Annotated in this window: 16 protein-coding genes and 1 tRNA gene; 11 read left to right on the plus strand and 6 right to left on the minus strand. The window is 53.1% G+C overall.

Features of this window, described 5'->3' with window-relative positions; translation table 11 throughout:
* Positions 1-6: 6 nt before the first annotated feature.
* The 3 genes from OR573_07815 to OR573_07825 form a co-directional block, all read right to left on the minus strand.
* A complete protein-coding gene (locus OR573_07815) occupies positions 7-1,089 on the minus strand; it encodes a helix-hairpin-helix domain-containing protein (protein ID XGA81513.1) in 1,083 nt (360 codons plus the stop codon).
* 554 nt (positions 1,090-1,643) lie between these two features.
* On the minus strand, positions 1,644-1,931 hold the full coding sequence (locus OR573_07820) for a coiled coil domain-containing protein (protein XGA81514.1): 288 nt from the start codon (positions 1,929-1,931) through the stop codon (positions 1,644-1,646).
* A 382-nt stretch (positions 1,932-2,313) separates the two neighbouring features.
* Positions 2,314-2,398: transfer RNA gene (locus tag OR573_07825), tRNA-Leu, on the minus strand.
* A 138-nt stretch (positions 2,399-2,536) separates the two neighbouring features.
* Here OR573_07825 and OR573_07830 point away from each other — a divergent pair.
* Both OR573_07830 and OR573_07835 read left to right on the plus strand, forming a co-directional pair.
* The gene (locus tag OR573_07830) at positions 2,537-3,274 is read left to right on the plus strand and encodes a double zinc ribbon domain-containing protein (protein ID XGA81515.1); all 738 of its coding nucleotides are present in this window, start codon (positions 2,537-2,539) and stop codon (positions 3,272-3,274) included.
* Between the two features lie 21 nt (positions 3,275-3,295).
* A complete protein-coding gene (locus tag OR573_07835; protein XGA81516.1) occupies positions 3,296-4,270 on the plus strand; it encodes a serine/threonine protein kinase in 975 nt (324 codons plus the stop codon).
* Positions 4,271-4,418: 148 nt separating this feature from the next.
* Here OR573_07835 and OR573_07840 read toward each other — a convergent pair whose 3' ends face one another.
* On the minus strand, positions 4,419-4,967 hold the full coding sequence (locus OR573_07840) for a hypothetical protein (GenBank protein XGA81517.1): 549 nt from the start codon (positions 4,965-4,967) through the stop codon (positions 4,419-4,421).
* Between the two features lie 373 nt (positions 4,968-5,340).
* On the opposite strand from OR573_07840, the gene folE reads away from it, so the two are divergent.
* Positions 5,341-5,892 carry a GTP cyclohydrolase I FolE gene (gene folE, locus OR573_07845; protein XGA81518.1) on the plus strand — a complete coding sequence of 184 codons (552 nt, stop codon included), beginning with the start codon at positions 5,341-5,343 and terminating at the stop codon, positions 5,890-5,892.
* A 137-nt stretch (positions 5,893-6,029) separates the two neighbouring features.
* Complete coding sequence (locus tag OR573_07850) at positions 6,030-7,487, plus strand: NAD-dependent succinate-semialdehyde dehydrogenase (GenBank protein XGA81519.1); 1,458 nt, start codon at positions 6,030-6,032, stop codon at positions 7,485-7,487.
* Between the two features lie 94 nt (positions 7,488-7,581).
* Here OR573_07850 and OR573_07855 read toward each other — a convergent pair whose 3' ends face one another.
* Positions 7,582-8,001: a CBS domain-containing protein gene (locus OR573_07855; protein XGA81520.1), complete on the minus strand. Its 420-nt coding sequence runs from the start codon at positions 7,999-8,001 to the stop codon at positions 7,582-7,584.
* Between the two features lie 150 nt (positions 8,002-8,151).
* On the opposite strand from OR573_07855, the gene OR573_07860 reads away from it, so the two are divergent.
* The 7 genes from OR573_07860 to OR573_07890 all read left to right on the plus strand — a co-directional run bounded on the left by OR573_07860 (position 8,152) and on the right by OR573_07890 (position 13,907).
* Positions 8,152-8,742 (plus strand): YqaE/Pmp3 family membrane protein, encoded by a 591-nt coding sequence (locus OR573_07860; protein ID XGA81521.1) that lies wholly within the window; start codon positions 8,152-8,154, stop codon positions 8,740-8,742.
* A gap of 109 nt (positions 8,743-8,851) precedes the next feature.
* Complete coding sequence (locus tag OR573_07865; protein XGA81522.1) at positions 8,852-9,721, plus strand: carboxylate/amino acid/amine transporter; 870 nt, start codon at positions 8,852-8,854, stop codon at positions 9,719-9,721.
* A 92-nt stretch (positions 9,722-9,813) separates the two neighbouring features.
* A complete protein-coding gene (locus OR573_07870) occupies positions 9,814-10,743 on the plus strand; it encodes an NAD(+) kinase (protein ID XGA81523.1) in 930 nt (309 codons plus the stop codon).
* A gap of 2 nt (positions 10,744-10,745) precedes the next feature.
* On the plus strand, positions 10,746-11,732 hold the full coding sequence (locus tag OR573_07875; GenBank protein ID XGA81524.1) for a metallophosphoesterase: 987 nt from the start codon (positions 10,746-10,748) through the stop codon (positions 11,730-11,732).
* A 189-nt stretch (positions 11,733-11,921) separates the two neighbouring features.
* Positions 11,922-12,779: a rhomboid family intramembrane serine protease gene (locus OR573_07880; GenBank protein ID XGA81525.1), complete on the plus strand. Its 858-nt coding sequence runs from the start codon at positions 11,922-11,924 to the stop codon at positions 12,777-12,779.
* A 14-nt stretch (positions 12,780-12,793) separates the two neighbouring features.
* Positions 12,794-13,078 (plus strand): DUF1315 family protein, encoded by a 285-nt coding sequence (locus OR573_07885; GenBank protein ID XGA81526.1) that lies wholly within the window; start codon positions 12,794-12,796, stop codon positions 13,076-13,078.
* The gene (locus OR573_07890) at positions 13,062-13,907 is read left to right on the plus strand and encodes a DUF2797 domain-containing protein (protein XGA81527.1); all 846 of its coding nucleotides are present in this window, start codon (positions 13,062-13,064) and stop codon (positions 13,905-13,907) included. The genes OR573_07885 and OR573_07890 overlap by 17 nt, the downstream gene beginning before the upstream one ends.
* 43 nt (positions 13,908-13,950) lie before the next feature.
* Here the strand turns inward: OR573_07890 and OR573_07895 are convergent, their stop codons facing one another.
* Positions 13,951-14,256, minus strand: a complete 306-nt coding sequence (locus OR573_07895) for a winged helix-turn-helix domain-containing protein (GenBank protein ID XGA81528.1) — start codon at positions 14,254-14,256, stop codon at positions 13,951-13,953.
* Between the last annotated feature and the right edge of the window lie 59 nt (positions 14,257-14,315).

The raw sequence follows: 14,315 nt of genomic DNA on the forward strand, positions 1-14,315 counted from the left end.
ACCATGTTACTGGCAAACACGGTTGCTTGACGTGATGGCATCTAGATGAAAGTCTCCTAAGCCAGAAATGCGGGTCAGCTCGTTCAAATCTGACCAAGGGCGTAACTCAATAATGTCTTGCGCCCTGGCAGGCCCGATATGTGGAAGGGTGTCAAGCTCTGATGCCGAGGCAGTATTCAGGTCAATGCAGGACGGTTCTGTGGAGGATGGCGATGTAACTTCCCCATCTTCCAGAGAGATGGGAGTAAGTTCAGCGTTACCCAAGGTCAAATAAACGGGGGCATGGTCTGAAACAGTGTCACGCACTTCGCTGTGGCTAATATTCAGTATGTCGGGGAAGTAAAAGATCCCGTGGTCTGAAATATTCAGTGAGTGATCTTCGTTCAACCAGATATTGTCGTAGAGGTTGGCGTATTCACCGTCTGACATCCCCAGCGTTGAAGCACCTGCCGTTATCAGTGGATAAGCCCCAACCGATGACATGGCTTCCCAGCCTGAGTGAGAGGGCGCAAGGTTAAAATCGCCGGCCAGTAGCCTTGGAGTATCGGGGTATACCTCGCTCATCCATTGCCAATAATCTGCTAGCGCGTCTATTTCGGGGAGCCGGTCACTAATGCTGTCGCCATAAGTAACATGCACGTTGGCCAGTGCAAAGGTGGTGCCACTTTCGAGGCTGCGAAACCTGGCGGAATAAGGTTCACGAGCAAAGGCATCTCTGTTGTCAATAAAGACGACAGCACCGTCAGCGTATTCGACGGTGCTGTCTCGCCACATAAAAGCGTAGTGCTCACGATAACTGGATTCGCCTAATGCATGGCTAGCCATTGATGACCATTCTTCCTCTGAAGAAGCTTCGAGTGCGCGCTCCAATTTATGAATGGCTTCTTCATTCATTACTTCCTGTATGGCCAGGAGATCAAAATGCTGAGCCACATGAGCAACGTGCTCGAAACTCTTGCCGTTGTCCCAGCCAAGATTGCGTACATTCCATGATCCCACCACGATATCTGACCATGCTGTGCTGGGTATGACGATGGAAAACGTGAGAAGACAGCCAATGTAGTGAGCATGATGTTGAACGGACTTCACTGCGGCACCTGTAAATATTAATTAAGGTTGCGCAGCATGAAATGTTTCTACAAATTTTACAATGACGGATAGTGCCACTGATTGAGAAGGAGGGTGCTATGGCGTGAAAAAACTGCTCGATCTGTAGAGCATCTGCCCGTCTAGAGCGCGGTTTGAGAAATAACCTACAGTGTATTGAGCGATTCGTTGAAAGTAGCCAGGTTATTTGTCATTTGATATTCATTGGGCGGCTGCCGGCTCTGAGTATTGGATAGCCCGAGGAGGAGCGCGATATCGCGAAGGTTCATCCTTTGGGTTTGCTCTACCTGGGTGCTGGCAAGTTCTTCAATACTGAGTTTGATGTAAGGGCATAAGGCAACACCTTAGCGAAATACTTAGTTGTTGCGCTCAGTGTATGCGTACAAGAGTGTAATCGCTGATACATAGCTTGCATGACTGTATATAGCTTTCTAATGCGATGGTCGCCGCCCAACAAAAAGGGCGGCGGGCAGGGTGACGACGCTGGAAACGGCTCCGATAGCCTAAAAGCCGACTCAACATCATCGATCTCTGGCTTATTTGAAGCGATTCCTGGCGTTATCGAAGGCGCTGGAAATGCTGTCCCAGGCGCTATCAAATCCTGCTTTCATGTCCTGCCAGGCATCGTCGCTGGCTTCGCGCATTTCCTTCAGTTTTGCCTCAGCCTCGTCGCGTTGCTGGCGTGCTTCGTCAAGTTGCTTCTGATATTCAATCTTTGCATCCGCCTCAGATTCATCAGCTTTCGCCTTCATCTTGTCGATCTCGGCGTTCCACTGGTCGATTCTAGCTTTGGCCTTGTCGATATATTCATTACGTTCGGACATGAAAAGTCCTCTTGGCTATTGATTTGAGAGGTTGATTTCAATCTTAGTCTAGCACGTTATAAATATATTGCAGGCGGTGACCATTCAGCCACAGCACTAGCCATTTGATAATGTTGGCAGTGTTTGTCGATGCCTTTATGAACCTTGGGGGCTTGTTTCTGGTTGGTAAACCCTAAGCTCTGGAGAAGGCTTAAATGCACTAATTGTCGGCTGAAGAGGCATAAGTAGGTGCGTTAAGGCATAAAAAAGGCCCCGCATCATAAACAGTATTAGCCCTTGATGACATGCAGGTATATTTTGACGCTATGATGTTTACTAAGAGAAAAGGTGGGAACTGCTAGAAGCACGATGGCATGCTTTTCGGGAGGGAATTAAATCATGTTGGTGCGGATGGGGAGACTCGAACTCCCACACCTTGCGGCACCAGAACCTAAATCTGGCGTGTCTACCAATTCCACCACATCCGCACAACTGGCGCGTATAATAGCAACTATGCCGTTAATGTCAATAATCAATGTGCTTGTTAATTGAAGAAAGAAGAGTGAAGAAAGAGGAGTAGTGATTCGGGCAGGACAGGTTAGCAGCGATTCAGGGAGGAAATGGGTATGAAAAGGGTTTGGTATGCAGGTATATCCGGGCTTGAGAAGCGCCTGCGTAGGGCGTTGCCAGGGCATTGTGCTTTCTGTCTAGGGCAAACTGCAGCAGATAAGGCCTGGTGTCAGGAGTGTTTTGACGGATTGCCGTGGAACAGGCGGTGTTGCGCTCGCTGTGCGGAACCACTGGCGTCACCACAGCAATCGCTTTGTCGGCATTGTCGCAGCGAACCACCAGCGTTTTCAGGCGCCTATGTGCCTTTTCTCTACGAGGGGCCTATTCGCCAGCTGGTGCATGGCTTCAAGTTTGAGGCTTCGCCTCGCTCAGGCTACTTGATGGTTGATCTGTATCTGGAGGCACTGGAGTGTGATGGAAAGCCGGATTGGGAGGCAGATGTACTGGTGCCTGTTCCACTGTTTGCAGGCCGAGCGCGGGAGCGTGGTTTCAATCAGGCCGACTGGTTTGCTCGGCAGCTAGGCCATTATCTTGGTTTGCCAGTGATAAACGCTACCCGGCTTGTGGATACGCCCAGTCAGCGCCTGTTGGGGCGTCAGGGTCGGCGGGATAACCTGAGCGGCGCTTTTCAGCTGCGCCTGGCGTCAGCTGAAAAGGTTGTTATCGTTGATGATGTGGTGACCACAGGGGCCACTGCGCAGTCTCTGGCCAGAGCAGCACTTGCGGCGGGTGCACAGAATGTTGCGGTAGTAGCATTTGCCCGCACACCCTTGAGCTCTGGAGTGATACTCTAGCGTATTTTCATGGAGAGACTGATGAGCCATCCCTATAGTGCTCTTTCGCCGGATGTCATCATGACGGCCATTGAGCGTCTGGGCATCCAGCCCGACAGCGAGCCCTTTGCGCTAAACAGCTATGAAAACCGTGTATTGATGTTTCGCGATGAAGAGGGGCGCCGCTGGATAGTGAAGTTCTACCGGCCTCAGCGCTGGTCGAAAGCGGCGATTCAGGAAGAGCATGATTACCTTGATGAGCTGGATGCTGCCGGTGTGCCGGTGGGTAAGGCATGGCGAAATGCCGATGGAGTATCGCTGCACGAACATGCTGGTTTCAGCTTTGCACTGTTTGAGTATTGTGCGGGCCAAGCGCCGGAGCTGGATAACCCGGAGCATCTGTTCGCCATGGGGCAAGTGATTGGCAAAATGCATACCGTCGCCAAGCGAGGAACCTTCCAGCATCGGCCAAGCTTGTCGGTGGTGGAGGGTATGACGGCGGCTCAACAGCAAGTGCTGGGTAGCGGTCATTTAACCCGGCACCAGCAGCGTGCCTATGAACGCATTAGCACACAGTTGATAAATAGTGTGGGAAAGGCATTGCCACCGTCGATGGAGCTGATTCGCTGCCATGGCGATTGTCATCTGGGCAATGTGCTGGGCCGCGAGACCCATTTCAGCCTGGTGGACTTTGATGATTGCATGATGGCGCCCGCGATTCAGGATATCTGGATGCTGCTGGCAGTGGATGAACCTCAGGCTCAGCGCGCGCAGTTAAGTGAGCTCAGTGAAGGCTATGAAGAATCGCTGACGTTTCCAGACCATCAATTGGCATTGGTAGAACCGCTGCGCAGTTATCGTCTGATGCGTCATAGCGCCTGGCTGGTGCAGCGTTGGGATGACCCAGCATTTCCGCTGGCTTTTCCATGGTTTGCCAATAGCGGCTATTGGGATCAGCAGATTCGCCAGTTGGAACAACAGCATCTACAGGTGGGAGCGCCCAAATGGCTGGCTTGATACGCCACTGTGCAGTCTGAATGCCGGATGACCAGCCCATAACAACCAGGCCCTGATAAAGACTGCTTTATCAGGGCCTGGTTGTTGTCAGCTACCCGCTTAAACACAGATAGTGAAGCCAATCGGCCTTACATTTTAAACGCTAGCGTTACTCATCTTCTGACTGGCCTTCTTCGCTATCTTCCTGGTCTGCCTGGCGGCGCTGGGCATTGATTTCTGCAGAGGGATTGTCCTGGGCTTCTATCTCCAGGGTTTCGTTCAGAGTCAGCATGAATCCTTTGCTGGGCAAGAAAGCGCAGGTGCTGTCTTCGCAGGTCAGACCATACTGGCCGTCAGTGTCGTAAACGCCGCCATCCATCTCGCCTGAGAATATGGCACTGTCTGCGTCTTCTGCCTCAATGCAGGTAACGTCATGCGCGGTAATGCGTACACGCTCGCCTGAACGTACGGCATCGCCAATGATGACGCAGTATTGAGGTAACTGATGGGAGGCGTCAACGTCGTGATTAGGGCGCAATAAGATGTTGTCGCGGCTATTTTCGCCCTCAGCAAAGGTAACATTTTCAGTAAATTCCACGCCGACGGTGGCACGTTCTGGCAATACCAGGGTGGCATCGGCGGCAAACAAAGGCGTGGCCATTAAAGGTGCCATCAGCACACTGAACCAGGTGGCAGATAATTTAATGGATGGTTGCAATGGTGACGGTCTCATTAACATGGCGGAATCTCGCTTTTGATCATGTGTGCTGTAGAAGACGCTAATAATTGGCAATGGATGATACCACAGTCATTATAGGTAGGCAGATGCGCGTGTCACTCTGCCACAGCGCCGATGGATTAAAAAATCTCATTTGGGCCCATGATGTTACTTGAGGTTGCTTTTCTGTGACATCGGACTGGCAAAGTAAGCTAGAATATCCAGTTGCCAATTTATAGTTGTACAAAAACTATTTTAAGTATATTTTTCGTACTATATTTTTCCGCTTTGCTTATGTAAGCTCTTATTAATCATCTGAATGATACATTTAAGGTTTGCCGTGCAAGCGTCCCTTGGACTGACGAGGCCAAATATGACCGATGAGATTGCTTACCACTACCGCCAGATTATCCAGCTGTTGGGCGAAGACCCTGAGCGGGAAGGGCTTCAAGACACGCCGCTGCGAGCGGCCAAGGCCATGCAGTTTTTGAATGCTGGTTATCAGCAGTCGCTTGATGAAGTGGTCAACAATGCTGTTTTTGAGTCACAAACGGATGAAATGGTGCTGGTAAAGGATATCGAGCTATATTCGATGTGTGAACATCATCTGCTGCCCTTTATTGGCAAATGTCATATTGCGTATCTGCCCAATGGTAAGGTATTGGGCTTATCCAAATTCGCACGCATTGTTGATATGTTTGCCCGCCGCATGCAGATTCAGGAAAACCTGACGCGTGAAATCGCCGAGGCCGTTCAGGACGTTACCCAAGCGCGTGGTGTTGCGGTTGTGATTGAGGCTCGCCATCTGTGCATGATGATGCGTGGTGTTGAGAAGCAGAATTCAAGCATGAGTTCGTCAGTCATGCTGGGAGATTTCCGCAGCAATCAGGCCACCCGCCAAGAGTTTCTGATGCTGGTCAGCTAGGTGACCGGATATAAGACCGGTTATTCGGTGTTTTTTCGTCATTAAAGCCGCTTGGCTCTTGGTCAAATGGGTGCTTTCGTCTTAGCATGGGAATAACAATGTGCCCATGGGGTTACCCCCTAGATCAGGAGTCTGAAATGGAAGCGCTTAAAGAAACTCAGCTTTATTGCCCGTTTGCCTATATTGACGGCAGCTGGGTTGCTGCCGATAGCGGCGAACAGATTAACGTCATCAACCCGGCGTCTCAGGAAATTGTTGGCGATATGCCGCGTCTGGGCAAAGAAGAGACACTGCGTGCTATTGATGCTGCTGATGCCGCGTTACCTGCATGGCGAGCGATGACAGCAATGGAGCGTGCTGACTTGCTGTTGAAGTGGCACGATCTGATGCTGGAACATCAACAGGATCTGGCCATGTTGATGACCCACGAACAGGGCAAACCGCTCAAAGAAGCTCAGGGTGAAATTGTCTACGCGGCCAGTTTTCTGCGCTGGTTCGCAGAAGAGGCACGGCGGGTTTACGGGGAAACCATTCCTCCGGCCAAAGCCAATCAGCGTATTGTCGTGACCAAGCATCCTGTTGGGGTAGTGGGTGCTATCACGCCATGGAACTTCCCGGCTGCAATGATTACCCGCAAGGCGGGTGCGGCTTTGGCCGCAGGTTGTACCATCGTAGTGAAACCGGCCAGCCAGACGCCGTTTTCCGCCACGGCGCTGGCAATGCTTGCCGAGCGTGCCGGAATACCTCGCGGCGTTTTCAACGTGGTGCCGGGTAGTGCAGCAGAGATCGCTGAGGCCATGACAACGTCTCCAAAGGTACGCAAGATTACCTTTACCGGCTCTACTGAAGTCGGTCGTCAGCTGATGGCACAGGCCGCAGAGCATATCCAGAAGATCTCGCTGGAACTGGGCGGCAACGCTCCCTTTATCGTCTTCGAAGATGCCGATCTGGATGCAGCCGTGGAAGGTGCCATGGCGGCCAAGTTCCGTAACGCAGGTCAGACATGTGTATGCACCAACCGTTTTCTGGTGCAATCCAGCGTGGTCAATGCCTTCTGTGAAAAACTGGCCGTGGCGATGAACAGCGAACTGACCGTCGGCGATGGCACAAAATCAGGGGTGAATATCGGCCCACTGATTGATGAGAAGGCCGTCAAGAAAGTCAGTGAACATGTGCAGGATGCCATTGATAATGGCGCTGAACTGATCCTGGGTGGCCATCCGCATCCGTTGGGCGGTAATTTCTTTACGCCGACCCTGATCAGTGCAGTCACCGAAGATATGAAGGTAGCCAAGGAAGAGACCTTTGGCCCTCTGGCGGCCATCTTCCCGTTCGATGACGAACAGACCGCCATTGATATGGCGAATGACACTGAGTATGGACTGGCTTCCTATTTTTATAGCCGTGATCTGGGGCGTGTCTGGCGCGTGTCGGATGCGCTGGAATATGGCATGGTAGGCGTCAATACTGGCCTGATTTCCAATGCGGCTGCACCCTTTGGCGGCGTCAAGGCCTCTGGTCTGGGGCGTGAAGGCGGCCATCAGGGGTTGGAAGAGTTTCTGGAAACCAAGTACCTGTGCATTGATCTGGGTTAATCAGTACCTGATCAAACAGGCCTTGATTTGTCAGTAATCAGAAACCAGCCGCCAGCGGCTGGTTTCGTATTTTCGTAGAGCAAAACGTACGTGTTTAGTGACGCTTTATTTGCAGCAAGGCAATCAGGATATCGCGGCGGGTGACAATACCAACAAGCCGGTTCTGCTCAACGACGGGGTAGATTTTGGGCTTGGCACCGAGCATTTCCTGGGCAAGATCTGTAATGCTTTTCGTTGGTGTCACGCTGAGTACACTTTCTTGCATCAACTCTTTAACCAGCGGGGCTTCCCCATCGTTATAGATACTGTCCAGCACTTTCCCCATAACGTCCTGCTCTGAGATAAAGCCTATCAGTCGATCCGCCTTGTCAACCACAGGCGCCCCCGGTAAACGGTGCAGGGCCAGCCCTTGAGCAAGGGTCGTAATAGAGGTCTCAGGGGAGACGCGATAACAGTCACGTGACATGATATCTCTGACCGTATCCGGTACCTTATTGGTTGCCTTGTTGCCCATACTCATACTCCTTATTACGCCAGAAAGTAGCCAATCAGTGAGCACTGGATGAAACACAGTTGTACATTTAATGTAGATCATTATTGAAGCGCGTCGAATCCGCTTTTCAACGGTTAACTTTTTACAGTTACAGATACCAGGAGCGACTACATGGACGCACGTGAATATTTGAACCGTCAAGGGGTCGGGGTGGATAGAGAGCCAGACAAGCCCAATACCCTCGAAGAAAAGGCTTGGGAGCGCGCTAGAGGCTCAGGTCATCAGCGCCCCAAGTCTGGCACGCCGTTTGATTGGGAAGAGTGGGAGCGCCATCACGAGGATCTGGCGGCTGACGCCGAGACACTGGAACAGAAAATTGATAAGGAAGCGCATCGCAAGGCGCTGGAAAAAGAAAAGCAGGACAATGCCCTGAAGAAGACACAAGCCAGCACCTCTGAGGAACAGGCAGGGCAAGGTGGCCAAGGTAGCGTTGGCCACTTTGATCCATCCTCATCTGCGTCCTCTTCTCAGGCGACCAGTACTCAACCATCAAATGCAGGAGCTAGCCAGGCGCAAGTGCCCGTTCAGGCAATGCCAGGCGCGGTAAAAACAGCCTATATGGCCTTGGCTGTGTTGATGCCTCCACTGGCTGTTGGGCTCTCAGGAGGCCAGGCAAAACGGGTCGGGATCGCCTGTATCCTGACATTGCTACTCTGGGTTCCCGGCGTTGTGTATGCCGCTCGCTGGATTTTTTCCCGATAGTGGCTCAAGGAGCGCTAAGCGTAAACCTCAGATATTTTTTTAGTTTACAGTATTAATTGCCAACTCTATGAGTATAATTTGTAAACTATAAATTTTATTGAGGTTTACCATGACGTATCTTCTGGGGGTTACAGTACTTTGGGCGTTTTCGTTCTCATTGATTGGCGTCTATCTGGCAGGACAGGTTGATAGCTATCTTGCGGTGTTGCTCAGGATAGGGCTGGCAGCGCTGATCTTTCTGCCTTTCCTGCGGCCGAAACTGCTGACCATGCGCCAGCGCCTGGTGCTGATGGGCTTGGGTGCCATTCAGCTAGGCGTTATGTATATCTTTTTCTATCAGTCGTTTTTGCTGCTCTCGGTACCTGAAGTGCTGCTGTTTACGATTTTTACACCTTTGTATGTTGCCCTGCTGGATGATCTTTTCTTTGGCCGTTTCACGCCTTTTTATCTGCTAACGGCGCTGCTGGCGGTGCTGGGAGCGGCGGTGATTCGTTACGATGGCATTGATGCTGGCTTCTGGTTGGGCTTTCTGGTCGTACAGGGGGCGAATCTATGTTTTGCGCTGGGTCAGGTAGGCTACCGCCGTCTATCTGCTGAACTGCCTGAGAATCTGGCCTGGCACAATGTGTTCGGGTGGTTCTTCCTCGGCGCCCTGGCCGTGGCAGTGCCTGCCTTTGTGCTGCTGGGCAATCCGGCGGCATTGCCCAGCACAGGCACTCAATGGGCGGTATTGACCTGGTTGGGGCTGGTAGCTTCAGGCGTGGGTTACTTTGCCTGGAACCGTGGCGCCACCAAGGTAGATGCGGGCACCTTGGCAATCATGAATAACGCTCTGGTGCCTGCCGGGTTATTGGTTAATCTGGTGATCTGGAACCGGGATGCCGATATCAGCCGTTTGTTGCTGGGTGCCTTGATCATGGGCTTTTCCTTGTGGCTTAACCACTGGTGGCTCGAGCGCAGGGAGCAACAAGCCGCGTAATGCTTGAAATAACTGCCTTAAAACAATGGACTTGATTTGCTTGCGAGCGTCAGGCTCGACATAATGAAACGCTATGTTAATGAGCCTGATCCATGACACAAACGCCTTTATCTGCTGACGCTTCCCGGCATGGCCAGGAATCACGCCCTTTCTCCACTATTGGTCTGATCGGCCGTCTGGGCAGCGAAAAAGTAGCTGACTCTTTGATTCGTCTGGTGGGCTTCCTTGTGGCCCGTGACTATCAGGTGGTGGTGGAGGATCGCACCGCCACCGTGATTCCCCACCACGGCCAGCCTGAGGCAAGCCGACGGGCGCTGGGTGAACTGTGCGATCTGGTCATCGTCATTGGTGGAGATGGTAGCCTCTTGGGGGCTGCCCGTACCTTGTGTAAAACCGGCACCTTGATGCTGGGCGTCAACCGCGGACGCCTGGGGTTTCTGACCGATATTTCCCCTGATGAGCTGGAGCAGCGCGTAGGCGAAGTGCTGGCCGGTCAATTTGAGGTTGAAGAAAGGTTTCTGTTGGACGCCGAGTTGTACCGCGACGGTGTGGCGGTAGGGAGTGGCGAGGCGCTGAATGAAGTGGTGGTGCACCCAGGCAAAGCGGTGCGCATGATTGAATTTGAACTCTTCATTGACGGCCAGTTTGTCTACAGCCAGCGCAGCGATGGCCTGATTGTGGCCACACCCACTGGCTCAACGGCGTATGCGTTATCCGGCGGCGGGCCTATCATGCACCCGAAGCTGGATGTGGTGACGTTGGTGCCGATGTTCCCGCATACCTTGTCCAGTCGCCCGATCGTTATTGATGCTGCCAGTGAAATCCGTATTCATATTGGAGAAACCAATCAAACCTATCCCCATATCAGCTGTGATGGCCAAACCCGGGCCGTTGCCAAGCCGGATGATGTACTGGTTATCACCCGTAAGCCCCAGCGTGTTCAGCTTGTTCATCCTATCGGGCATAACTTCTACGAGGTCTTGCGCAGCAAGCTCGGTTGGAGCCATCGGCTGGGGGACTAAGCATGCAGGGATATGATCTGATTGGTGATGTACACGGCTGTGGTGCCACCCTGGTGGCATTGCTTGAAAAGATGGGTTATCGCGAAGAGCAGGGCGTCTACCGCCACCCACAGCGCAAGGTCATTTTTCTGGGCGACCTGATTGACCGTGGCCCGCGCATTCGTCTGGCCGTGCAGACAGCCCGGCGCATGGTCGATGCGGGGGAAGCGTTTATTGTCATGGGCAATCATGAATATAACGCGCTGGCCTATTGTCACCCGGCGCCCGAAGGCAGTGGCAAGCGCTGGTTAAGAGAGCATTCGCCCCGCCATAACCGGATTATTCAGGATACTCTGGATCAGTACCGCGACCACACCAATGAATGGGAAGACACCCTGGCCTGGTTCAAGCGGATTCCTCTGTATCTCGAGTTCGAGCATTTCCGGGTTGTGCACGCCTGCTGGGATGACGCCTTGATTGAGGCGTTGGATCAGCGTCTTCCCGATGCCTGCATGGATGACGATTTTCTGGTTGAATCAACAAACTCGAAAACCCAGGCCTTTCAGATTGTTGACCGCCTCACCCGAGGCACCCATATCCCTCTGCCTAAAGGTGTGGAGATTCACTCGGGCGACGGCTTTACCCGTAAAAGCTTTCGGGCACACTTTTGGTGCGGGCAGCCGTCCGTCTGGGGGGATGTGGTGTTTCAGCCTGACAACCTGCCTGGCGACCTTGAGGCCCGCCCTTTGGCGGCCGATGAACGCCAGCGGTTAAGCTATTATGCGCCTGACCAGCCGCCATTATTTATTGGCCACTATTGGTGTGAAGGCATTCCTGCGCTGCCTGCTACCAATATTGCCTGCCTTGACTACAGCGCCGTCAAGTACGGTCGCCTGGTGGCTTACCGTTGGAGTGGAGAAAGCTGTCTGAATGCCGATCATTTTGCCTGGATCAAGGTGGCTAAAGAAGAGCTTCCCCAAGTGTCTGGTTGGGATCTGGATCAGGATTAAGGCATATAAGATGACATTTAATGATTTTTTTACTCAGTCAAGGGAACCCGAGAGCGGTGAGACAATCATAGTAAGTGTTCCCTTGAATGATCCCTTGCTTTTGCCCGGCGGTTTCCCCGCCGGGCTTTTTAGCGCGCTGATAAAATCAGGATCAATGAATCCGGATCTTGAAAGACAAAGGAAGACACCATGCTCCCAGTGATGCGACTTCCCCGCGAAGCAGATACAGCCGCGCTTCGCCAGGCCCTCTGGCAACAGCGTATCGGGCATCAGATCAGTGAAGAAGAGGGCGGCCTGCTGCTCTGGCTGGCTGACCCGCGTCAACGTCATGAACTGGAAGCACTGGTCAGGCGCTGGGAGCAGGGTGAACCTTTGGATATTGCCAAACCCACTGCCAGGCCGAAGCTTTCAGGCCAGCTTAGCCAGTGGGTGCCAGGCCTCAAACGGGTGCCGGTCACTGCACTGATGATTGGCTTGAGCCTTTTGGTGTTTGCCCTGCTGGGTGTGTTTGGTGACCTGTTGATCGTCACCCTGACCATTGTGCCTATCGGCCTGTCTGGCAGTGAATTGGTCTATGGCAGTCTGATGGATAGCGTCACCAGTGGCCAAGTCTGGCGGCTGCTGTCTCCCGCCTTTCTGCACTTCGGCTGGATGCATTTGATCTTCAACCTCATGTGGGTGTGGTACTTCGGCAAACAGATTGAAATGCTGCAAGGTAGCCGGATGATGCTGCTGCTTCTGGTAGTGGCGGGTATCGGCGCCAACCTGGCGCAATACATGACGGGTACCGTGCTATTTGGCGGGATGTCTGGGGTCGTCTATGCCTTGCTGGGGCATGTGTGGCTAATGTCGCGGCGAGTGCCCGGCAGCGGCTTCTTTGTGCCACAGATGCTGGTAGTCTTCATGCTGGGCTGGATGGTCTTCACCATGACCGATATGGCGGGCAGCGTCGGCTTTGGCAATGTCGCCAATGAAGCCCATTTAGGCGGGCTACTCGTCGGTTTGCTATCAGGCTGGTATTATTCTTCGCGGCAGTTACGGTCCTAACAGGAGCATGCAAAATGAGCGATATGACCTTCGAAAAAATGATCAACCAGATGACGCCAGCCATTTATCAAAGCCTCAAGCAGGCGGTTGAATTGCGTAAATGGCCAGACGGACGCTACCTGACGGCTGAACAGACAGAGCTTTGCATGGAAGCCGTGATGCGCTATGAGGTCGAGAATAACGTGCCTGAAGAGAACCGGGTTGGCTATCTTGAACAGCGCACCTGTGGTGCGGGGGCTACCGGGCAGGGCGTGTCACCTGAGCTTGCCGGGCTGGGTAAGGATGCAACGCGTGGTTGATGCACCTCTGCAGGGTTGCCTGCGCAAGATGGCGATTGAGCCTGGCACCGGCGTTCAGGCGCCAGCACGTTACCGCTTGCGCCTGGGCGAGCACTATCTACCCCTGAACGAACGCCTGGGCCAGCCACTTTCGCTGACGTGGACAGGGGCGATTGCCTGTACTCACTGCGGCCGGGCAACCAAGAAAAGCTTTGCCCAAGGGTATTGCTATCCCTGTTTCAAGCGTCTGGCACAATGCGATACCTGTATCATGAAGCCGGAAACCTGCCACTACTATCAGGGCACTTGCCGTGAGCCTGAGTGGGGCGAAAAGCACTGCTTTCAGCCGCATATTGTCTATCTGGCCAACTCCTCCGGGCTGAAAGTCGGCATTACCCGCAAGACCCAGATGCCGACCCGCTGGCTGGACCAGGGCGCCATCCAGGCACTACCTATTCTGGAAGTTGATACCCGCCAGCAGTCCGGTTTTGTTGAGGTACTGTTCAAGGAAGCGGTCAGCGACCGCACCAACTGGCGAGCCATGCTTAAAGGTGAAGTGGTGGAGATGGATCTGCGCGCCGAGCGGGATCGCCTGTTCAGCGAACTGGGCGACGGCCTGCGACAGCTGGCAGACATTCACGGTGACAGCGCCATTCGCAAGCTGGACGCCACACCGCTGCAGTTTGACTACCCGGTCGAGGCCTTTCCGCGCAAGATCACCTCCCACAACTTTGATAAACAGCCGCAGGTCGAAGGCGTGCTGCAAGGTATCAAGGGCCAGTACCTGATGCTGGATACCGGTGTGATTAACCTGCGCAAATTTACCGGTTATGAAGTCGCCGTTAACTGAAGGTGGCTAAGGCCTTGATGGCGTCAGTAAGCATTCAATAAAGTCAGTCAGCATCGTAGCCTAGCGCTGTGCGCAAACGGCCTGCCTGTTGGCTGACCCAATGGGGGTCAATTGGGCCCCAGCTGACAATCTGATAACGGCCGCTATTATGCCGCTCGCCGGCATTGTTCTGAAAGACGCATTCAATATCCAGCTCGGCCAGTGAGCTAATCGTATCCTGAGCGGTTCGCCTTGGCATGCCGGTGGTTTCCATCATTGCCGGCACACTGGTCACGCCCTGATCAATCAGATACGCCACATAAAGGCGCCGGTAAAAGCTTGATTTGGTTTTGCTTAAGCTAGCAGACATGGTCATTTCCTGTGACAGCAGTGTAAGCAGTTATGATGCCGCCACCGTCTGTTTTCCTA

This window comes from Halomonas sp. CH40 (assembly GCA_041875495.1).
Taxonomy (GTDB): Bacteria; Pseudomonadota; Gammaproteobacteria; order Pseudomonadales; family Halomonadaceae; genus Vreelandella.

Coding starts and splice junctions, on each gene's coding strand:
- OR573_07820 (XGA81514.1), bottom strand. CDS start 1,931: ATGTCCGAACGTAATGAATATATCGACAAGGCCAAAGCTAGAATCGAC.
- OR573_07830 (XGA81515.1), top strand. CDS start 2,537: ATGAAAAGGGTTTGGTATGCAGGTATATCCGGGCTTGAGAAGCGCCTG.
- OR573_07835 (XGA81516.1), top strand. CDS start 3,296: ATGAGCCATCCCTATAGTGCTCTTTCGCCGGATGTCATCATGACGGCC.
- folE (XGA81518.1), top strand. CDS start 5,341: ATGACCGATGAGATTGCTTACCACTACCGCCAGATTATCCAGCTGTTG.
- OR573_07850 (XGA81519.1), top strand. CDS start 6,030: ATGGAAGCGCTTAAAGAAACTCAGCTTTATTGCCCGTTTGCCTATATT.
- OR573_07855 (XGA81520.1), bottom strand. CDS start 8,001: ATGGGCAACAAGGCAACCAATAAGGTACCGGATACGGTCAGAGATATC.
- OR573_07860 (XGA81521.1), top strand. CDS start 8,152: ATGGACGCACGTGAATATTTGAACCGTCAAGGGGTCGGGGTGGATAGA.
- OR573_07865 (XGA81522.1), top strand. CDS start 8,852: ATGACGTATCTTCTGGGGGTTACAGTACTTTGGGCGTTTTCGTTCTCA.
- OR573_07870 (XGA81523.1), top strand. CDS start 9,814: ATGACACAAACGCCTTTATCTGCTGACGCTTCCCGGCATGGCCAGGAA.
- OR573_07875 (XGA81524.1), top strand. CDS start 10,746: ATGCAGGGATATGATCTGATTGGTGATGTACACGGCTGTGGTGCCACC.
- OR573_07880 (XGA81525.1), top strand. CDS start 11,922: ATGCTCCCAGTGATGCGACTTCCCCGCGAAGCAGATACAGCCGCGCTT.
- OR573_07885 (XGA81526.1), top strand. CDS start 12,794: ATGAGCGATATGACCTTCGAAAAAATGATCAACCAGATGACGCCAGCC.
- OR573_07890 (XGA81527.1), top strand. CDS start 13,062: ATGCAACGCGTGGTTGATGCACCTCTGCAGGGTTGCCTGCGCAAGATG.
- OR573_07895 (XGA81528.1), bottom strand. CDS start 14,256: ATGTCTGCTAGCTTAAGCAAAACCAAATCAAGCTTTTACCGGCGCCTT.